18 protein-coding genes and 1 tRNA gene are annotated in these 21560 nt (G+C 43.2%); 5 read left to right on the forward strand and 14 right to left on the reverse strand.

Annotation, left to right across the window (positions count from 1 at the left end):
• Positions 1-559: 559 nt before the first annotated feature.
• Positions 560-4057 (reverse strand): AAA-like domain-containing protein, encoded by a 3498-nt coding sequence (locus F7734_RS02205; protein WP_155743173.1) that lies wholly within the window; start codon positions 4055-4057, stop codon positions 560-562.
• Positions 4058-4107: 50 nt separating this feature from the next.
• A complete protein-coding gene (locus F7734_RS02210) occupies positions 4108-5460 on the reverse strand; it encodes an AAA-like domain-containing protein (protein ID WP_155743174.1) in 1353 nt (450 codons plus the stop codon).
• Positions 5461-6566: 1106 nt separating this feature from the next.
• Here F7734_RS02210 and F7734_RS02215 point away from each other — a divergent pair.
• A complete protein-coding gene (locus F7734_RS02215; protein ID WP_243146631.1) occupies positions 6567-8501 on the forward strand; it encodes a di-heme oxidoredictase family protein in 1935 nt (644 codons plus the stop codon).
• A gap of 276 nt (positions 8502-8777) precedes the next feature.
• On the opposite strand, the gene F7734_RS02220 is transcribed toward F7734_RS02215, so the two are convergent.
• From F7734_RS02220 to F7734_RS60510, 7 genes are all read right to left on the reverse strand, one after another.
• Positions 8778-9179: a hypothetical protein gene (locus tag F7734_RS02220; protein WP_155743176.1), complete on the reverse strand. Its 402-nt coding sequence runs from the start codon at positions 9177-9179 to the stop codon at positions 8778-8780.
• Between the two features lie 350 nt (positions 9180-9529).
• Complete coding sequence (locus tag F7734_RS02225; protein ID WP_155743177.1) at positions 9530-9799, reverse strand: YciI family protein; 270 nt, start codon at positions 9797-9799, stop codon at positions 9530-9532.
• A 109-nt stretch (positions 9800-9908) separates the two neighbouring features.
• Positions 9909-12359 (reverse strand): phenylalanine--tRNA ligase subunit beta, encoded by a 2451-nt coding sequence (gene pheT / locus F7734_RS02230; protein WP_155743178.1) that lies wholly within the window; start codon positions 12357-12359, stop codon positions 9909-9911.
• Between the two features lie 140 nt (positions 12360-12499).
• Positions 12500-14461, reverse strand: coding sequence for a hypothetical protein (locus F7734_RS02235; protein WP_155743179.1), 1962 nt, complete (start codon positions 14459-14461; stop codon positions 12500-12502).
• Positions 14462-14613: 152 nt separating this feature from the next.
• Positions 14614-15621 (reverse strand): hypothetical protein, encoded by a 1008-nt coding sequence (locus F7734_RS02240; RefSeq protein ID WP_166481679.1) that lies wholly within the window; start codon positions 15619-15621, stop codon positions 14614-14616.
• 330 nt (positions 15622-15951) lie between these two features.
• A complete protein-coding gene (locus tag F7734_RS02245) occupies positions 15952-16281 on the reverse strand; it encodes an S-layer protein (RefSeq protein ID WP_155743180.1) in 330 nt (109 codons plus the stop codon).
• Positions 16282-16296: 15 nt separating this feature from the next.
• Positions 16297-16434, reverse strand: a complete 138-nt coding sequence (locus F7734_RS60510) for a hypothetical protein (RefSeq protein ID WP_166481680.1) — start codon at positions 16432-16434, stop codon at positions 16297-16299.
• A 384-nt stretch (positions 16435-16818) separates the two neighbouring features.
• Here F7734_RS60510 and F7734_RS02250 point away from each other — a divergent pair, with 384 nt between their 5' ends.
• Positions 16819-17229 carry a thioesterase family protein gene (locus tag F7734_RS02250; protein WP_155743181.1) on the forward strand — a complete coding sequence of 137 codons (411 nt, stop codon included), beginning with the start codon at positions 16819-16821 and terminating at the stop codon, positions 17227-17229.
• A 107-nt stretch (positions 17230-17336) separates the two neighbouring features.
• Here F7734_RS02250 and F7734_RS02255 read toward each other — a convergent pair whose 3' ends face one another.
• A complete protein-coding gene (locus F7734_RS02255) occupies positions 17337-17492 on the reverse strand; it encodes a CopG family transcriptional regulator (RefSeq protein ID WP_155743202.1) in 156 nt (51 codons plus the stop codon).
• A gap of 196 nt (positions 17493-17688) precedes the next feature.
• Between F7734_RS02255 and F7734_RS02265 the strand changes: the two genes are divergently transcribed.
• Together F7734_RS02265 and F7734_RS02270 are read left to right on the forward strand one after the other, a co-directional pair.
• Complete coding sequence (locus F7734_RS02265) at positions 17689-18006, forward strand: hypothetical protein (RefSeq protein ID WP_155743183.1); 318 nt, start codon at positions 17689-17691, stop codon at positions 18004-18006.
• Positions 18007-18036: 30 nt separating this feature from the next.
• Positions 18037-18276 (forward strand): hypothetical protein, encoded by a 240-nt coding sequence (locus F7734_RS02270; RefSeq protein WP_155743184.1) that lies wholly within the window; start codon positions 18037-18039, stop codon positions 18274-18276.
• A 54-nt stretch (positions 18277-18330) separates the two neighbouring features.
• On the opposite strand, the gene F7734_RS02275 is transcribed toward F7734_RS02270, so the two are convergent.
• Together F7734_RS02275 and F7734_RS02280 are read right to left on the reverse strand one after the other, a co-directional pair.
• Positions 18331-19116 (reverse strand): RNA methyltransferase, encoded by a 786-nt coding sequence (locus tag F7734_RS02275; protein WP_155743185.1) that lies wholly within the window; start codon positions 19114-19116, stop codon positions 18331-18333.
• Between the two features lie 83 nt (positions 19117-19199).
• Positions 19200-19280, reverse strand: a tRNA-Leu gene (locus F7734_RS02280).
• Between the two features lie 271 nt (positions 19281-19551).
• Here F7734_RS02280 and murA point away from each other — a divergent pair.
• Positions 19552-20937 carry a UDP-N-acetylglucosamine 1-carboxyvinyltransferase gene (gene murA, locus F7734_RS02285; RefSeq protein ID WP_155743186.1) on the forward strand — a complete coding sequence of 462 codons (1386 nt, stop codon included), beginning with the start codon at positions 19552-19554 and terminating at the stop codon, positions 20935-20937.
• 23 nt (positions 20938-20960) lie between these two features.
• Here the strand turns inward: murA and F7734_RS02290 are convergent, their stop codons facing one another.
• Both F7734_RS02290 and F7734_RS02295 read right to left on the reverse strand, forming a co-directional pair.
• Positions 20961-21242, reverse strand: coding sequence for a type II toxin-antitoxin system RelE/ParE family toxin (locus F7734_RS02290; protein ID WP_166481681.1), 282 nt, complete (start codon positions 21240-21242; stop codon positions 20961-20963).
• 5 nt (positions 21243-21247) lie between these two features.
• Positions 21248-21463, reverse strand: a complete 216-nt coding sequence (locus F7734_RS02295; RefSeq protein WP_155743187.1) for a hypothetical protein — start codon at positions 21461-21463, stop codon at positions 21248-21250.
• Positions 21464-21560 lie beyond the last annotated feature (97 nt).

The raw sequence follows: 21560 nt of genomic DNA on the forward strand, positions 1-21560 counted from the left end.
ATTCAATAGCCTGCACACCAAGACATTGAGATTCTAGCATTTAACCTCAAGAATACACATAGATAAGAAATTTTCGTCTTCTTATGGCAAAAGTTTGTGTACGAGGCAAAAATGGCAAAATTGGTCTAGGCTTCTATTTTGGCGAAGGTATTGATTAAGTATTCTACTATAGAAAGTCTCTTGAATTTATAAAATTATTTTTTTTAACAAATTATTTGGGATTGCTATAGAAAACTGAATAAAATTGAAGGCGTTTCTAATTCACATTAAACGTAAATTTGTTCAATTGACTCTGTTAGTAAGATGCTTTCAAATATTTCTGAGAAATCCCTTAACTGACGTATATGATATTTTTACTGAATGTCATTCTTTGCTTAACTGATTTAAATAATATTTCTCATTGCCATAAAATCCATTGGTATTTTTGAGGTCACCACGCTCGTAAAAACAGGTTTCTTATAGGGGAATATAGAAGGGGCACAGAGATGGCGATCGCAATTAAAAAGGTCATAAAAAATTGGTGAATGTGTTTCATAGAGGCACGTAAGGCTAGTGAACTTTAAAGAGAATTGCAGAAATGTTTTCCATCCGCTTTCATCGTTGGATGGCTTTGAAAATAATCTCTGACCCAATCGCAAGCAGCTTGCAGCAGCTTGTGGTTATCCAGAACAACCTCTAAATCCCAAAGGAGGGTAGTACGATCTTTACTGGTGGTAATCAAGGTTTTTCCATCAGGGCTAAAAGCGAGCTGCTGAACTGCGTCCCTGTGACCATTGAGGGTGGTGAGCAGGATGACAACCTCTCGATCCCCACTGCGGGAAAGTTGCCAGAGTTTTACCTGGCGATCGGTGGAGGCCGTTGCCAGCAGTTGACCGTTGGGACTGAAGGCGACATCTAAAATGCCTGAGTTATGCCCCATCAATGTAGTCAGCAATGTCCCGTCTCTTCGCCAGAGCTTGACACTGCGATCGTTAGACGCTGATGCGATAGTCTGTCCATCCGGGCTGAAGTTGACGCTTAAAACAGCAGCCTTATGCCCTTTCAGAGATGTCAGGAATTGACCTGACCGCTGCCATAGCTTGACAACACTGTGGTCAATACAGCCCGTCGCTATAATTAACCCATTAGGACTGAAGGCAAAGCTTAAGTTTACACTGCAAGTCTGAATAGTTTTGAGCAGGCTGCCGTTTCGATCCCATAATTTAACGGTGCCGTCCCAACTTGCAGTTGCCAGGATTTTCCCGTCTGGACTAAATGCCACTGCATCTACTCTATCGATATGACCAGCCAGCGTCTTCAGCAGTCTTCCATTCATATCCCAGAGTTTCACAGTTTTGTCTCGACTGGCTGATGCTAAGGTTTTACCATTGGGACTAAAGGCTAATCCCTTTACCTCAGCTTTATGTCCCGTCAGATGATGCACTAGGTTTCCCTGTCGATTCCACAGGTAAATCGAGCCATCCTGGTTACCAGTTGCAAAGTGATTGCCATCTGGTGTGATAGCAAGTCCTGACGCACCTGCCGCTTGTCGCACAATCGTCAAAAATGGTATCCCTCTCGGTCGCCATAGCCTAACCGTATTATCGACACTGGCGGATGCCAGAGTTTGACCATCCGGGCTGAACGCCACTCCTCTGACTTCTCCATTGTGTGCCGCTAAGGTAGTCAGCTGCGAGCCGTCCCGCTGCCAAAGTTTGACCGTGCCATCAAGACTGGCGGAGGCAAGGGTCTGGCCATCGGGACTAAACACAACATCAAAACAGTAATCGGTATGCCCGATGAGGATCGCCAGTAACTTGCCGTCAGGTTGCCAAAGCTCCAAGTCACCGTTATCTTTGGCGGCAGCTATAATCTGACCGTCGGGGCTAAAGACCAGACGCTGGATCGCTGTTCTCCCAATAGTGGGAAATGTCGCCAGCAATGTACCATTTAACTGCCGCAGTCGAATGATGCCATCGTTTCCTCCAGACGCCAGAATTTGTCCATCAGGACTGAACGCGACACCAGACATTGCAACTTTTTCGGTAAAGGTTTTCAACAACGTGCCATCACTCCCCCAGAGATTGATTTTACCATCTAACCCTGCCGAAGCAATCAGTTTGCCATCAGGACTGAAGCGGATTTGCCAGACACCCCAGGTATGACCTTTAAGGGTTCTTAGCACAGTGCCGTCTGCTTGCCAGAGTTTTATCGTGCCATCAGCACTGGCAGATGCTAGCAGCGCACCATCAGGACTATATGCTAGACTCCAAATGCGATCGCTATGACCCGTTAGGGTGAATAGGGCTTGACCATTGCGGTACCAGATTTTGACAACTCCATCCAAGCCACCCGTGGCAATGTGTTGACCATCGGGACTGAAGGTAACCGTATGTACTCCCTGATTGAAACCAAGCAATCGGTTGGATTCGATCGCCCCAAAGACGGCTTGCTTCAGCGTTTGATCGATCTGGTTTTGCAGTTCAGCATCTATCGTCCCCACCTTTTGCCGTAGGGTTTGCGCTTGCAGAGCATCAAGCAGGGCATCCAGTCGTCGATCGGAAGCAAACAAGGCAGTTGAGGAGGATAGCCTAGCTCGTAGTTCGTTAATCCTGGCTTCGTGCTCACTCTTGAGCGCGTGGCGAAACTGGTAGAATATAGTAATTCCCAGCACCGTAAAGGTGACCAACGTCAGACTGAATACGCCGAGCAACAGCCGCTGAGTCTTGACCGTTTTCTCGATCGCTTTTAGGCGCTCTGTTTCCAGGCGGCTTTGGATTTCCCGGTGATTGAACTCTTCACTCGCCGCTAAAAATTGATAATCAATGGTGCTCAGACTCTTACTCTGGGACCAGAGCAGCGCATCCTGTAATGCCTGACCTCGCAATAAACGGGAGTCATCCTTTTGGTTGGCGGCGATCCAATTTTCCAAGGCTGCGGCATAGGGACGTAAATAACTTAATTGCTGGTTGACCCACTCTTGGTTGAAGACCTGTTGATACAGAGGATTTTTGATCGCCACTTTATTCTCCTGCCGCACCACCAATCCTGTCAGCAGGAGTTCGATTTGATCTCGACTGTCGTCTAGAGACACCGCTTTTCCCTGCAACAGTTGTTGATAAATGCCTATGAGTCGCCCAGTGCAGGTTTCATTCCGTAACAGACGGTCACGAATAGTTCGCAAATGCGTAGGCTCATCGCGTACCTCCCAGTTATCAAGCACATGGGTTTTCACCAACTCATCTACCCAGCACATCTCCATATTAGGAGGAATATGCAGCGAGGTTGCCCCGGTCTGCTCAACTACATAAACCACCAGTTGGCAGAACTTTTGGGTGAGAAAGGGTTGTCCCCCTGTCCAATGCAAAATTGCCTGTAGAATGGTGAGGGGATGTTCGACAACACGGTTGAGTCCAATCGCAAGCGGGGTTGCTTCTTCAATGGTAAACCCATTTAACTCGATAGCACGACCAATGTTGAAGGGAGTCCGTTGCTTATCTGCAATTAAATCAGAAGGAGTGGTGACACCAAATAAGGCAATGTTGAAACGTTGATACCGAGCATCGTGCGATCGCTGGTTGTAACAGGAGCGTATCCAGGCAAAGAAATCATCAACGGGAAATTCCAGACTTAACACACTATCAATTTCATCAATGAAGATGTAAATAGGTTTATTTGGAAATTGAACAAACAAAATTTCTTCAATAAATACAGTTAAGCACTGAATCGATGGTAGCTCAGCACGAGTCGAAAACCATTCCCCATAATTGATAGTACTAAGCAGTTGAAAACTTTGCAGCAGGCTGACCATGATGCCACGATACCATTGCTGAGGCGTGAGACGATCGCTGCCCAAGCGGGTCATATCTAGATAGGCGCACTGTGCTCCTTCCCGCTGGAGTTGTTGCTTCACCCGCAGTAGCAATGAGGATTTCCCCATCTGCCGTGCATTAAAGACATAGCAGAATTCGCCGGATTGAAGCGCTTGGTAAAGTTCGCGATCGGCTTGCCGCACCACATAGTTGGGCGCATCCGCCTGCAAACATCCACCGACTTTATATCGAAATGAATTTACCATAGAATGACAAAATCATCGCTTTGCTTGCTGAAACGTCTGGCAACAAATAACTATAAGTTAAACAAATAGGTTTGGAACGTTATCCGATAAAGTTCGCAACTGAGTTGCCATCCGCCGCTCATGGATTTAATGAGTCCCATCCCTTCTAATTTATAGGCGAGAACGGGATCGAGGAAGGTTGGGCTTTTATCCCGTACCAGTAATTTTAATCGATCTATCAAGTGGGAATAGGTGTTAATCTGAGCCAGCAGTCGTTGTAGATGGTTGCGGTAAATGCCCTCCAGGGTAGGGGCAGATTGCAGTAGCTCATCTAATTCCATGCCTTGGTGGAGGTGGTAGAGGGCGAAACCCACCAGAGAGGGTTTGCCGCCAATTAGAGCAAAGAGGCGATCGCACGCCGCATCGCTCCAACTGACCAAATAGAGTTCAGCTAATTTTTGTATCTGCTCCTGATTAAATTCTGGCAGGGACAAGGGCAATCCAATATTAAACGGGGATTGATTGATATCAAGCGGTAAATAAGCATCGGTTGAGTAGGAAAGCACGAGGCGCAGTCCTTTCCACACGTCATCATGCTGGGATTCCTCATGCCACGATCGCAGTAGTGGCAACAAATTCTTTGCCGTGTGGAAGCATTCAAACGCCCGCTCAACTTCGTTAATGACCAGCACCAGCGGACGGTGCAATTGTGGCAGAATCGCCTCTCGTAGATACAATGTTGTACTGATTTTACTCCCCAACAGATCATCCCAATATTGATCCAGTTTAGAATCTAGCTTTAACTTGCGGGACAACACCGTGCTAAACCAGCGCAAAAAGGAACGGGGGTCTGCCAGCGTTTCTGTATCTACCTGCTGTAGATTAATCGCGGCGGTTGCGTATCCTTGCTGATTGGCAGACTGCAAGAGTCGCAACATGAGTGAGCTTTTCCCAAATCCACTAGGGGCTTTAATCCGGATCGTGCAACTAGGTTGGAGGATTTCTTGGAAGGCGAGATTGTCCATCCCAGGTCTACTGATATAACGGGGTGAATCGACTGGAATAGGACCACTAGGGTAGGGAATTTGGGAAACGGTTCTAGACGAATCTACCCTGGTTGATGGAGGAATTGCTTCAACCTCATCAGTCAATGGTTGAATATCGCTGCTTAGCAGATCGAGATGAAATGCGTTAAATAATAAATTAATTGTGCGGCGATCGATCCCTGACTTGGATGCCCAGAGACGGCTGAGGGTACTCGTAGAAATACCTGTGCGTATGCTCAATTCTTCAGATGTAAACCGCTTTCCGGCATTTTCTTCAGCTTCAATTACCTGAATTGCCTGATTCAGCCGTCTTAATCCACCTGGGCTAAGTACAAGCCCGCGTTTCCGCTTGGCATGGGGTTTGGCAATAGAATTCATGGCTAGACACGATGGAATACGTTACAGGGGGGTTGATGAATTCACAAGGAAAGGTAGATAATTTTACGTTGAGGAAAATTTCTACTTAGAATTAGCATCGCACATCTTAATTAAGAATTGGAAATTGAAGCACTTTATGTCTTGATGCTTAAATGACCTAAGTGAAGAAGTGTCCTCAGTTAAGGTTTTTACCGTATGGTACAAGGAGAGTGGAGAGCACAACAAGGATCTGGCACGGAATGACAGATGTGACGCGGATATTCAGGCTTACACCCGTCAGTATCGAAGGGACGGTGGGTGGCTTGTCTATATAAGCCAGAATTTATTAGCCCTCTCTTGAGACAGAAATTTTCTAAAAAATCTAGATTTTCTTAAGAATCGTCTAATACCGTTTTCAGATGAAGATGCATAGAAAAAACTCCACCATCTGTGGCATCTCTCCTTACCCCCCTTAATCCCCCCTTATAAACGGAAGATTAAGGAAATTTATTTTCCTCCCCTTTTTAAGGGGAGGTTAGGAGGGGTAAAAATAATGTGCAGCTTCATATTAAATTGGTATGAGCTATTGTTCCCATGATATCTTCAAATAGGGAAATTGATGTCAAAAAATTTATTTTTGTAAATAAAAATATCCTTTTTCAGAAAGCTTAGTTATACGAGCGTTAAGTAAGTCAGTTGGTGCAAATCATCATTACGTCCTCGCTAGTCCTAGCGTATATTCTTATCAACGCAACAGCTTACTAATTATAGTTAAGTTGTGGTTTCATGATGCCATAAAAAAGTTAAGTGGCAAATCGCGAATTCAATTAAAAAGTCAGTTGAAATAGCAAAATAGCTGAGCACCAAATATCATCTTTGAAACATATCAATAAATGTAAAAAATATTCGACTTTTTATCCGTTCACTTCTCTATGTGATATACCTAATCTACAAGTTTCAATTCACCTGATATGAAACCTCAAACGGCAAACTCTAAAAATGCTTTCTTGAGGAAATTGTCTGCTTTTAAAGCACGATTTCTCTTTTTAATATTCGTTTTTTTCGTGAGTTTTTTTGGGATTTTACTATCACATTGGTTGACAGTAGACCAAAGAGCTTTCGCTCACATGGATATACTGAGACCTGCACCAACTCAGCCAATAGGTTATTATGACTATTTTGGCAAACTGCTGAATCCTCGACAAGCAGCAGAACTGGTTGCACAGCAGGGACTCAATCCTAATCATCCAACTTCCTATCAACAAGTAGGAGCGGTTGAAATCACTCAGGACTTAATCGCCAAAGGTGAAGAGATATTTTTCAACCGAAAAATAGGCGATACATTTGGTTTACAAGGAGTGTTTGGTTTTGGACAAGGTTTGGCTCGGATCTTGCCAGAAATAAATGCAGCGATCGCTAATTTAGACGGTCAGCCAACAACAAACTTACAAATTACCCTTCAGAAAGATTTAGCCATAGGTAGTAGGACTTTTCCCCAAGGAACTGTCATTAATACAGGTTTACAAGTAGAAAAGAAAGGAACTATTCCCTTAGGGCTCACACCCAATGGTAACGTAACTTGTGCAGCGTGTCATGTAACCTTGAACGATCGGGGCGATCGCCTCACGGGAGTACCAAATGGCTTACTAGGGACTTCCCTATTGATTGCTTTATCACCAAATACAGCCGCAGGGTTTGCGCGATTAAACTTCAACCCCTTAGACCTGCAATATCAAGGTAATGGCAAAACTATCATTGACAGCCAAGGTCGATTAGTACAACTACCAGATCCTCAGAAGTTTGAACAAGCCTTCGACGAAGCCGTGTTGGATGTACCTTTTGGTCACTTCGAGAGTTCACCAGATAGCATTAACAACACGACCCAAATTCCCAGTATCTTCACATTTAAAACAAATCCTTATTTAGCGGATGGTCAGTTTGCAGTCGGTCCGTTTGCTGGACTCACTTCGGTTAATAATGCAGTTCACTCTTCGGAAATTAACTTGTTAGCAGCTTATCAACTGAGCGAAAAAGCTCTCAACATCGACTCAGAAGTTTATCTTGGTACAGTTCTTCAGAATGCTGCCGACCCCAAACTCCGTTTACCACCAGGAGAACCTGTACAACCCTCACAATGGCTTCGTAAGGTTGCACCAGAAGTCACACAAGCAGAATTAGAAGATCAAGTGGGTGCTCCAGGTACAGGAAACTATTCAAACCTGCAACCTAGTTTGTTTACTTACAACGGTTTGGTTTTCAGCCCAAATAGCGGAAATCCAGATGATATTGCCAGTGGCAATTTCCTATTCGCCAACAACGCCATGTCTGCTTTCCAAAATAGTTTAGTTCCGCCAGCCAACCGCACTCCTGAAAACTTGCGAGCCTTGAAGAGCGGTTCTGTTATACGGGGAGCAAAAGTCTTTCAGCAAGCAAACTGTGCAACTTGCCACATTCCACCTTTCTTCACCGACAACAAAATTCATTCTGTTGAAGAAATCGGTACTAACCCAGCCCGTGCTCGGTCTCGCTTGGGGCTGAATCAGTTATTGGTACCACCCAAAATCTATACCCTTGATACTCCTGTTCCCATACCTGCTAACGCCCAAGTACTGGATGTCCCAACAGAAGGGATTTCCGATACTCCCACAACCCTACCCGAAGGCATATTACCAAATGGTGGTTACAAAACCACTTCTTTACGAGGTCTTTATTTAAGTGCGCCCTATTTACATGATGGTGGTGTAGCCGTGCGTGAGGGAAGTTTAGATTTTGCTCAGGATGGCAGTTTTACCGTTGTTGACAACAGTGGGTTGGGACTAACTGGCACCCTCAGCCAAGCCAAAGGTGCTGATGCAGCTAGCAGCTTGCGTGCTTTAGTCGATAGGGAACTTCGCGCTTTAGTTATCACCGCTAACAAGGCTAACCCTGCTTTAGTCAGTAATAACCTTGATGGTACAGGTCATAACTTTTACGTGGATGAACAAGCTGGGTTTAGTCCACAGCAGCAAGCAGATCTAGTTAATTTCATGCTCGCACTTGATGACGATCCCAGTCGCTTTTAATATGGATTGAGATTACTGATATTTTGAGAGCGCTCCTTAAAGACCATACTCTTAATTCTTTTGCGCCTTTGCGACGGCAGGCGCTTCAACGGGGGAAACCCCCGCAACGCGCTGCCTCGCCTTTGCGTGAGATAAAAAAGATGTAGTTCATTGACCTAAAAAGAGCTGTCAACCCAAAATCATCATCGAAATAGGAGGGGGAGAAGCAGCCTTCAGATACCTCTCCCCCTTCTTCTGATTATCATACTTTTACAAGAGTAGGACTAACTTATGGCTCTACTTTTTGCCTCTATTGATGAAGTGAATAACTGCACCTGCAGCCCCACAATCAACAGCATTACCAAGGGTATCTTTACCGGGACGAGTGATAGCACCAACAGCTACACCAGCTGCTGCACCAACGGCTACATCTTGAGCTAAACTACGGTTGCTAGGATTCTTTCTCAAACCGTTAGCACCGTTAACAGCAGCACCAGCAGCACCACACTTAACAGCGTTATTGATGACAGAACCACGACCTCTAATAGCTCCGGAAGCTGCACCAACACCAGCGCCAACAGCAGCATCGCGTCCCACGTTTCTGTCAGCTAGTGCAGATTGAAATGGTAGAAAACTGGCACCAATTAAACCAGTCGCCATCAAGCTTGATAGTAATGTACGCTTCAAAATCCAATTCATAATTTACTCCTCAAACGTTGAACGATATTATTTGAGTTTCATTCTTTCCTTTCTCTAGTCTAGACAAAAGCAAACTTTTTTGCATGAAAATGCTTTCATGATTACCGTAATTTTTATTCGTAAAGCAAAATGTATCTTTTGGCTTACTATTAGTTAGCTAATTATTCCATATGTCGTATGCCATTTTAATAATTGGCACATTCTTAGTGGTTGGTGGTTAGTGGTTGGTGGTTAGTGGGTAATGGTTGGTGGTTGGTAGTTAGTGGTTAGTAACTACTCTTAACAACTAACAACTAACAACTAACAACTAACAACTAACAACTAACAACTAACACCTAACAACTAACTACTTACAAAGCCTGAATCCATTCTTTAACTGTGTACTCAGTCCAAATACGGTTTTGCCAATAGGGATCGGCTTCAACTAACTGACGCACTGTGGCTTCGTCTTCAGCTTCGTAAATACCAAAAACTTTAGTGATATCTTTGGTAGGTCCGATAGTAATTAATACACCAGATTCTTTTTGTTTTGCGAGTCCTTCTAGATGTGCTTCACGGTAAGGCGCACGTTTTTCTAGAACATCTTCGCAGTAACTTCCCCACATCACATATTTAGGCATGGTTATTTTTTTTAGAATTAGTAACAACCGCAAATGCACGCAGATGCAAGCAGATAATAACGATCATATCAGTGTCCATCAGCGTTCATCTGCGGTTCAATAATTCCAATTAACTTCTCAAAGTTACCCCAAATTTCTCAACCAAAGCTTCGCGTACTTTATTATGAACGGATTGCACTTCAGCATCAGTCAAAGTGCGATCGCTCGCCCTATACAGTAAGCGGAAAGCCAAACTCCGTTGTCCCTGAGGTACGTGTTCGCCACGATACTCGTCAAACAGTTCTACACCATCTAACAACTCTTTACCTGCTTTGGTAATTGCTTTTTCAATTTCAGCAACTGATACCTTCACGGGTGCAAAGAAGGCGATATCTCGGTCAGAAGCTGGGTAAGTGGAATAGGGCTTAAAGGGCGGTACGAGGATTTCATGAGCGTCTAAAGAAGTCAACAGCACACCCAGATCTAACTGGAACACGTACACAGAATCAGGTAAACCTTTTTCTCTCCGTAGCTGGGGATGCAGTTGTCCAAAGACACCCAATCTATTACCCCCAATCCATAAAGAAGCAGTCCGCCCTGGATGCAGGCGGGAATCTTTACAATCGGGTTGATATTCCACATTCAAACCCATGTGCTGAAAGACACCATTCAAAATCCCTTTGGCTTCAAACCAAGTCATGGGTTGCTCGCGTCCGCTTCTTACCCACTTGCTGGAAGTTATATCACCTCCAAGAATCCCCGCAACCGTCTCTGCTTCGCTCAACCCGTCTTCGTCTTGCCAAAAAATACGTCCAATTTCATAGCCATTGAGGGAACCGTTCCCTTGCTCTATATTGTACTGAAACGCATCAATCAATCCAGCTATGAGGTCAGTTCGCAACGCAGAATATTCTACAAACAAAGGATTGCTCAGAACGATTTGCCTGTTTTCCCCTGGTTTTACTAGGGAATAATGCATCAGTTCGGTCAATCCTGCAGCACGAAGGGAAGATCGCAACTTGCGCGTTAATTCCCAATCAACAGGCAAGTAACCTGCTTCTGCAGTTTCTGGTAGAGTGTCGCAGAACTTATCGTATCCGTAGAGACGGGCAACTTCTTCTATTAAATCAATTTCCCTTTCCAAGTCACGGTAACGATAGGGAGGAACGGAAACCATCCACCGATTCTCATCAATAGGAGTTAACTTGCATCCAAGTGCTGTGAGTGTACGTTCAACATCTTGGCTTTGTAGTTCTCCTGTATCTTCCCCTAAATCGGTAGGACCGAGAACCTGGTTCACTCTGTCCAAACGCAATTCTATCGATCGCATCCAAGTGGAAGGATCGGGGCGGGAGTCAGAAATTTCTTGATGTGCAATTGCACCATTAGCCAGTTCCAAGAGAAGTGACAAAGCGCGACGTGTCGCCATCTCCAATTCAGCACGGTTTACGCCCCGCTCGTATCTAGTGGAAGACTCACTTCTCAAACCCACGCTACGAGAAGAACGGCGAATTGCCACGGAATCAAACAGTGCAGCTTCCAGTATCAGATTCTGAGTTTCATCATAAACTTCAGTCTCTTCTCCACCCATAACTCCTGCGATCGCAACCGGTTTATCACCCGCAGTAATCAATAAATTTTGAGTTGATAGAGTGCGAGTTTGCCCATCCAGAGTTTTTATAGTTTCACCAGCATTGGCAAAACGGACGCCAATTTCTAGAGAAGTACCGGGGCGCGTCGGTGTACCTGCAACACTCAAGAGACGTTCGCGGTCAAAAGCGTGCAGAGGTTGTCCCCATTCTAACATTACATAGTTAGTAATATCTACAACATTATTTATGGGTCGTACTCCAGCAGCACGCAATCGCTGTTGCAGCCAATCCGGTGATGTTGTAATTTTGACATTTTCAACAACCGTCCCAATGTATGCCGGACAAACTTGCGTATCTGCAATTTGGAGAGATAAATTAAACTTACCCTCAGAACTAGATATTTCACCCGGTTCCCTTAGCAATAACTTTGCATTAGTTAGAGCTGCAACTTCACGAGCTATACCAACCATACATAAAGCATCAGCACGGTTAGCAGTAGCAGTCACATCCAAAATAACATCATCCAAACCCAAGAGCGGACGCACATCGCTACCCAAGGGCAGGTTATCTTGAGTAAAAATGTGAATTCCGTCCACATCGTTAGGCAAACCCAGTTCCTTCAAAGAACAAATCATACCCTCAGATGGGACACCGCGTAATTTTGCTGGTTTAATTTTCAGATCGATGTTGGGTAAGTAAGTTCCCACAGTGGCTACCGGCACGTAAATATCTGCTCGGACATTAGATGCACCACAAACGATATTGAGATTTTCGCCCTTACCGATATCGACTTGGCAAACACTCAACTTATCAGCATTGGGATGGGGTTGACGCTCCAGTACTCTCCCCACAACAACACCATTTGCCCAAGTGCGGCGATCTTCAATATCTTCTACTTCAAACCCAGCTAATGTCAGTGTTTCTGCTAGCTCTTCTGGGCTAAGTTTTAACTCGACTAGTTCCTGTAACCATTTAAGTGAGATACGCATGAATGTATTGGGCTGTTTGATTAATTGATTAGTGGTTAGTGGTTAGTGGTTAGTGGTTAGTGGTTAGTGGTTAGTGGCACAATTAACAACTAACAACTAACAACTAACAACTAACAACCAACAACCAACAACTCTCATTATTATGCAATAAGCAACCTAGCTTTATCAGCTTGTTCTTGAACGCTTTCTTTGAGCCATTCACCGAGCTCTCTACCAAGTTTGACAGCAATTGTTGGATCTTGTATGAAAGTTTGTTGAATTTTTTGCTGTAACTCTGGTTTCTTCTGACGTGCAAGTTCATCGATTCTAGCGTCTGAAACAAATTGGCGTATCCAAGCGGGTATGTCTGTATCCTTAATTAAGGACTCACCCACAAAGTAAGCTAAGACTCCAACAATCGGCGCAATGATTCCCGTAAAAAACAGGATATGAAACAAGCCAGCTAGGATAACTCCGACAATAATACCTACAAGGTGACCAACAAAGACCGAAAGCCCTGTAAAATCATTAAACGATATGGAAGTCGGGACTTTTTCAGCGCGATCGCCCAAATCGATGCTTTTATTTCCAAATGTACCAATAGGTAAACCATACTTGAGACAAATGGAATCTGTCTTTTCCCTCACCTCGTTTTGAACATCTAACAGCCACTCAACTAAACTAGCAGCCATTTTGTCATTGGCATCACTTCCCGTTAACCAAGTTTTGGCTTTCTGCTGTATTTCCGACTCAAGAGCAGAGAGAGTAACAATTTTGCGATCGCGCCACAATTTTACGCTAGGCCCAATCACCTTGTCTACCAAACCATCTGCCAAGTCTTCTGCTAACTTCTCCAGAAAAGCAGGTATGTGATTTCCCACAATTCCTGTCAATTCTCGGTCAAGAAATTGACCGATTTCTTCCAAAAACCCTGCTGTACGAATATAAACTCGTCCCCAACGCGATAATCCTCTGGCAATAGAAAGTTCTGGTTCTCCATCTCGCTTGCAAGATATGTCGGGAAAGACTTCCTGACATATTTCTACTATGAAGCCCATTTTAGACGCACTACCTGTTAGGAGAATCGAACTAGGTTGAATGCCGATTTGCTCCAATTTTTCTTTGACTTCTTGCAATTGGGTGCGGAAAGCATCATGCCAACTTTTATTCCCAAGTGCTGACAAAGGTTCATTGAGGATAGCGTGCATAGTTTTGCCATTCACGATGGGCAAAAATTTAAATTTCCTTTGAATATCCTCAATACCTACATTCACTAGATTCTTTTCATAAGACTCCTCATACGTGAAATATTCTTCTTTAGCTTTTCGGCATCGGAGTTCGCAGCGATTTTTGTATAACGGACTTTGCTCAAAGATTCTTTCAAGTTGTGAAATCTCTTCTAGTTGTAAAATTTCCTCATCTCTGAGAAGTTCTCCCAGTTGTAAAATTTCTTCACGTCCCTCTCTGTATTGTCTGTGGCATTTCAGGCTTGTCTTGAGAATTTCTTTATCTATCAAAGATGCACCTAAATCGTGTCCGAAATCTATGGGAGTATCAGACATTCCTTTCACGAGGGTGTAATCTGTCGTAGAAGAGCCAATATCGACAATCAAAACTGACTTTTGCAATTCTTTGATAGTGAATATGCCACTTTCTTTAGAATGCATTAAAGCTGCTCGTGACTCTTTCACGATTGTTAGATTTGGCAATCCCTCTTCCGAAAGAATTTGCTTGTATGTTTCAATTTCTTCTTGCCACCATCCTGACGGACAACCTATAAAAAAGTGATTGATGTCATCTAACTGAATTTGTTTTGTATCAATAAGATGTTGGTAGATAGCTTTGACAAACTCTTGAAGACTTTTTTTGTACTCTATGACATTAAATTTTCTACTTTTAAAAGCTATTTCAAAGATAGTCGCATCAGACATTAGACAAGCCAATTCACCAATAATGATTCCTTTCTTTGGATGATGAGCAATAGCGGTAATTTGGCTTTTTCTATTATTAATGAGTAAGCTTTGAGGTTCTGACTCAGAATTATCGGCTCTCACCCAAGTCAGCGCTGTTTCTCCGTGTCCCAAATCAAACCCGATAATTTTAATTCCTTGATAATCTTGCATTGTAGTTAGTTGTTGGTTGTTGGTTATTAGTTGTTGGTTGTTGGTTGTTGGTTGTTAGTGGTTAGTGGTTAGTGGTTGGTTGTTGATTATTTTCTACTAACTACTAACCACTATCTACTAACTACTAACCACTATCTACTAACTACTAACCACTAACCACTAACCGGTTCAATAACAGCTCCTGGTAACAGGACTTGGTTATCTTTAACAAAGGCGTGTTTTAGTGTAATATAATCTGTAACTTGTGGATCGAGGCTTGGCTCAAAGTAAAACATTGAGAAAGCTTCCATCCCTAAGTTCTCTTCCTGCAAGGGTTGATAAACTCTAGTCTCAATTCCATAGTGTCTTAAAATTGTTGCTGCTTGTTCAATGCGCCTGCGTACAGCAGTTGGAAGTTGAGTTTGTTTATCTAAGGCTTCTGCCATTAAGTCTTGTAAGTACTCTAATAAGTCTAAATTATTTTCTAACCCCAGTTTGGATGCTTTTTCTTCTCTGACTCCATAAGCAGCAACAGTCAAATCTATTGACTGAAAAGCTTGATAAAGGTTGTCTAGTAACTTCTCAATGTTTATATTTATTTTTACCTCGTTCTGAGATTCTACCTGTGGTATGTTGTTTGAATTTTCAGGTAACTTGATTTCCTGAACTATCTTTCCTATGATTCCTCCTGTGACTGCTCCTATTAATCCCCACCAAGAATCTCCTGCTAAAGTTCCTGCTACACCCCCAGCTAGTAAGCTGCTGATGACTTCACGGTTATGTTGAATTTGTTGCAAGATGGCTTGCAAGCGATCGCTCAAGTTTTTCTCTACATGAGCAATGTTGTGCAATGGCAGTATAGTACTCAAGCTAAACTTGGTTAAGCCTTCCTGGTTTTGCGATCGCACCTCATCATTGCTAATTTCCGGAGTCTTGTGAGTAGAGCTTTGCATTTCAACCAATATCAAAATACTTGTATATTGATTGAGCATTTTTAACATCACTGTTGCAAGACGCGCTTGTTGTGGAGTTAATCCGTTGATGTATTCACTGTTAAAGTCTGCAAGTCTGTTAATCTCGTTTTGTATTAGCTGAACGACTTGCTCGGATTTCTCTACATTCTCTAGTTGAGTTTTGAGTTTTTGTTTTCCTTCTTGATAAGAAGATACAAGTGTTTTCACGATCGATTTTGGGGTATTGCTTCACTTCTGTTTCCAACCTCTGGCTGGCAATGGCTTCTAGTGGGTTTGCTGCCTTCTATACTCTATCTAATAGGCAAGGCTAAACCTTGCTGCGTGCATTCCCTGACTACAGCCTAGAAACTAAACATTCTTCTTTCCTAATTCATTTTAACATGATTTTCCACAGTTGTATGATACACGAGTGCTTACATACTAGCTGCGAATCCGTTTTTTTTGCTCTAGCGATCGGCTTATATTTTTTTACTGACAAAAAGAAACCCAGTTTTTCAAAACCAGGCTCTTTTTACGAATTTCAATATAAGTGTTCCTTTAAGGCTGCTCTGTTTGCGACTGAGGTTTTTTTTGAGGTAACTGCTCGCTTTGAGAGGGTTGAGGTTCTTGCAGCAATGAGGGTGGGGTAGCTTGACGAAATGCCCCACAGTAATACATTGTCATTACTGCTTTAAACGCCCAATGATCGGGTGACACATCGCTAAAAGGTATAGGTAAGGTTTCTGCTTGGTTGCGGACACAAGCATCAGGAACTTGGCTCCTTTGAGTAGGTTGATTCACAGGTGAATCTTGTGCATTCACAGGAGCAGTTACGTTGGTAGTGGTTAACACTAGTATGGTTGCTGCTACAACTCTCAAGAAATTCATAGGTTCAAAGTACTACTAGGTAGTAGAAAACATAACAATCATAAGTAGTAGCATAAACATTCCAACCACCCAAAGCATTAACGAACCCCAACCTACGGAGTCTTGCTGTACTTTATGCCACAAATTATTTATTAAATTCTCACGAGTAGCCATATCGATTCCCTCCGATTTTTAGTAGCTCTTACCAGACGCCACTAACCCAATTTCAAAGTCAACACATTGATTCTGAGAGGCTCCAAGCTCCCCGACTTCATCCCCCACCTCGATCCGGTGGCTCCGCCTGGGAACGAGAACAAGGTATGGGTTTTTTCACCCAGTTTCTTAGTTAAATAAACACGATTTACAGAAAAGATATTTCTTATCTGTATATCTTTTTATTTTCTCACAAGTAAAGCTTTACACTTGCACGAGCGCTCTTTTTTGAGAAAAAACTTAATGCTGATTATTGTTCGTGGTAAAAATATAAACAAAAAGTGACGGCAATTATTGGATTGATGCTGCTACAATATCATCTGCTTTCTGCAACTCATAACACTCATGCAACCATTTAAAACATTACTGCGGGTTCGGCACTACGAAATGGATGCCTTGGGACACGTTAATAATGCCGTTTACCAAAATTACTTGGAACAAGCCGCGATAGAACATTCAGAATATTTAGGTTTGACGTTGGATGTGTATCGAGAACTGGGTGGCGTGTTTGTTATGCGACGGGTGGAAATTGACTACCTACGTCCGGCGATCGCAGGTGATACCCTTGAGGTAACAACTTGGTTAAAGGAAATGCGGGGGACTCGTACCTATCGGCGGTATGAAATTCGCAAGCAGAGCCAGGAAGATTTATTGGTTACTGCTGAAGTTTTGTGGGTATGGGTTGATGTTAAAACAATGCGTCCCCGACCAATCCCCAATCTTGTGCAAGAAAAATTCTTGCAGATACGTATTTGAATTGTAAAAAATATTAATAAAAATTGACCGTCCATCACTTATGCATGGCGGTTTTATTTATGAAAGAGGAGACTCCTAGTACATAATTAACCAGACAAAATTAGACATTAAGTGACATCTAGCTCCGTCTTGGTTTTCTTTTTTAGAGAACGAATAAACTCCCGAATCACATCCGACTGTATTCTTTCCTGAGCATTGCAATACTCAATCAGGATTTGTCTTTCTTCATCATTAATTCTGACGTTTAAAATATGTTTTGGCATATAAGACTTGTCGTGTAATTCTATTTGCATTACAATAAGTAAACAACCTAAGGAGAACTTGTTGTGTTTGCCATTAAGAGAAAACTAAAACTGAATAAGTCAGAAGAAGCGTTAATGGCTCAACACGCAGGTTTCTCTCGCTGGGTTTACAACTACGGGTTAGACTTATTCTGGCAAAGTGTAAACGCTCTTTGCATTGCATCAGACTCCAAACGGTCAATCTTTTACTGTTTACGACTCCAATGGTATTGTTCTGGTATCGGCACTTAAAACTATCAAAGTTCCCACGATTGGTACGTTGCGCTTACAAGAGGCGTTAACAGAATCATACATCACTCAGACTTTTACAAATAGTCGTCAAGCAGATGGTTGGTACATTTCTTTCTCTGTAGACGCAGAAAAAATACCACCTATCATACATGAGGTAGCAGAACCAGTAGGTATAGAGTATGATCTACCTTTAGCCTGTAAAGGTCTGACTTTATGGGGAGGTGCAGTTGCTGTAACAGTATAGGAGTAGAAACAAAGGGGATTGTAAACAGATATGGATCAAAATGAGCAAAAACACCGTCGTGCTGCTGCTAAGGAGTTTCTTCAATCTCTCAACCAGTTGGAAGATATGCTCCATAAGGACACTGTTGAAAATGAAGAAACCACAGAGTTGCCCAGTGCTAGTATTGGTGAAATACAGGAAGCTAACAATTCATTAGGGATTGATTTAGAAGCTTTTGAAGATGCCGTTGCCGATATCGAGCAATACATGGCAAAGAAAAATTATGAATGATGAATTATAAATTATGAATATTATTTTCATAATTCATCATTCATCATTCATCATTCATAATTTATAATTCCTCTGCCTTTGAGCTTCGTAAAGCATTAACGCAGCACAGATCGCAACGTTTAACGACTCTACACCGGGCTGTAAGGGGATTTTGACTTGTACATCTGCCATTGCAGTCAATTCTGTTGATAAACCAGCACCTTCATTTCCTAACAAAATCAAACTGGGTTTGCACCAGTCTACCTCCCAGTAAGTTAAAGTCGCGTTTGGCAAAGTGGCTACAACTTGCATCCCCTCTTTTTGACTTTGCTGTACTGTTGTCTTTAAATCGGGGCTAACCGCCATTGCCAAGCGGAACCACTGCCCTGCAGAAGCACGTAAAACTTTTGGATTATCTAAATCCACACTATCTTCACTCAGCCACAATCCAGATACACCAGCGGCTGCCGCAGTACGAATGATTGTGCCTAAGTTGCCGGGATCTTGTATTGTTTCTAATGCTAACACCACATTGGTAAATGGAACTTTCAGAGTACGATCGCCCCTTTTTGCTGTTGCCACGATACCATCTGGTTGTACTGTAGTCGCGATCGCTTTCAAAACGTCTTCGCTGACAGTTTCTGCTCTTGCGCTGAGAGTGCAAGCCTGCTGCCATAGAGAAGAATTTGCTGCTTGCCATTCTGAAGTACAACACACCACATCAAGAGGATAATTCACACTTACAGCTTCTTCTACTAAATGCGTTCCCTCTATTAAAAATAGATTTTGCTTGTGTCTCTCCTTAGAGGAGTGAAGTTTGCGAATTTGCTTTACCAGGGTGTTTTGTAAACTCGTTAACATCTAATGAATGATGAATTATGAATGTTGAATTATGAATGTTGAACTTGCAATTCATAATTCATCATTCACCATTCATAATTTCATGCGGAACCCGGGACTTGAACCCGGAAGCCTTGCGGCACTAGAACCTGAATCTAGCGCGTCTGCCAATTCCGCAGTTCCGCGTGTAGTTTTGTTTGTTGTTATTTTACTCACAATTGCTTATTATTACTCAATTATTTCTAATTGTCAACCCCTACCCCCTACTCCCTACTCCCTACTCCCTACCCCTACCCCTACTCCCTACCCCCTACTCCCTACCCCTACTCCCTACCCCTACTCCCTACCCCTACTCCCTACCCACTCCCATTTTCAAGATAATAGTGGACAATCAGAATCTATCGTGTAGAATCGAAACCAACTTATATCGTATTAAAATAGTTATTTACGGAGAGCATGCTTATTATTCCTTCTACTGGTTTACCAGATACCAAATCTTCTGAAACAGACTCCTCAGTCTTGCAAATATGGGGCGGAAATCGTTTGCACGGTCATGTAAAAATTAGTGGGGCGAAAAATTCAGCACTAGTCATAATGGCTGGTGCATTGCTTTGTTCGGGTGAATGTCGTATTCGCAACGTGCCGCTACTGGCAGATGTTGCACGGATGGGTCAAGTTTTGTCAGCTTTGGGCGTTGGCTTGACGCAAGACGGAGAAATCTTAAAGATTAACGCCAGAGAAATTACAACATCTAAGGCTCCCTATGAACTGGTGACACAATTGAGGGCAAGTTTTTTTGCCATCGGACCAATTCTGGCACGGTTGGGAGTTGCACAAGTTCCGTTACCGGGTGGCTGTGCGATCGGAGCAAGACCGGTAGATCTCCATGTTCGAGGACTCCAAGCAATGGGGGCTGAAGTTCAGATTGAACATGGTATTTGTAATGCTTATGTTCCTGGCAGGAACCCCCGATTGAAGGGAGCAAAGATATACTTAGACATTCCTAGCGTAGGTGCTACAGAAACATTAATGATGGCTGCGACTCTTGCAGATGGCGAAACCATCATTGAAAATGCTGCACGGGAACCGGAAGTTATCGATTTGGCAAACTTCTGTATTGCAATGGGAGCAAAAATACAGGGTGCGGGAACCAGCACAATTACGATCGTTGGCGTGCCTGAGTTGCACTCTACGGAGTACGATATTATTCCCGATCGCATTGAAGCGGGTACTTTTTTAGTAGCAGCAGCCATTACCCGTTCGGAGCTTCTTCTCTCGCCAGTCGTTCCAGAGCATCTCACTCCTGTGATTGCCAAACTGAAAGAGATCGGAGTCACAATTGTTGAGGAAGCCCCCAATTGCCTGCGGACTTTGCCAGCAGAAACTCTGAGAGCAACTGACATCGAAACTTTACCGCATCCTGGTTTTCCCACAGATATGCAAGCGCCCTTTATGGCATTGCTCACACTTGCTGAGGGGGACAGTGTCATTAACGAATCCGTGTTTGAGAATCGCTTGCGCCATGCCTCGGAGTTAAATCGCTTGGGGGCTGACATCCGCGTCAAAGGAAATACTGCATTTGTTCGGGGAGTTCCCATGCTGTCAGGCGCACCTGTACTGGGTACGGATTTACGAGCATCAGCAGCATTAGTTATCGCCGGACTTGCAGCACAAGGAAAAACTATCGTTCAAGGATTGCGACACTTAGATCGGGGTTATGACAGGCTCGATATGAAGTTGCAGCAAGTGGGAGCTAAAATTGAGCGTGTGCCTGCTGTTCCAGATGCCAATGCAGAAGAAAATAAGAGCATTGTTAATCCTCAAGAGTCGGCAGCAGTTTAGAGAAGAGATGTTCGTAGGGTGGGCTAAAGCCCACCAATATAAAATCGCGAGCGGTAAACCTCTTTTCTATGGGCAACTCTAACAACAGTCACCAGTAAAACTGCATCCAGAATTTGGTAAATAATGCGATAGCTTCCTACAGGAACCCGATAAAGAGAATCAGTGCCTTTTAATTTTTTAACACCATCGGGAAGTGGTTCAATGGCCAACTGATTAACTTTTCGTTCTATTCGTTGTTGAACTTCCTTAGGGAGTTTCTTAAACTGCCTGTTCGCTGCGGGCGTGAATTCAATCTGATAAGCCACAACGCTTACAACCCAGCTTGTCTCTTGACTTCAGACCAAGGAATTGTACCAATTACCCTTGCTTCTTCTAGCGCTTTACGAGATTCAATAATGTCTTCCTCATCTTCAGAAGAGCGAATTTGAAGTAATTCCAGAATTTCTTTAAGAGTTTCAACAGAAGCTGTTTCAAGTTGTTGAATAATGGCTTGTTTGATGTCAGTGACGTTTGCTGCGTCAACCATAAATAAACTCCTTTGTTTGAGATGTTGAGCGATACTACCAGGTTCCGTTCATACATCCTAACTCTCTTCCTTGTCCCCCTTGTCTTCCTTGTCCCCC

This window comes from Scytonema sp. UIC 10036, from assembly GCF_009725235.1.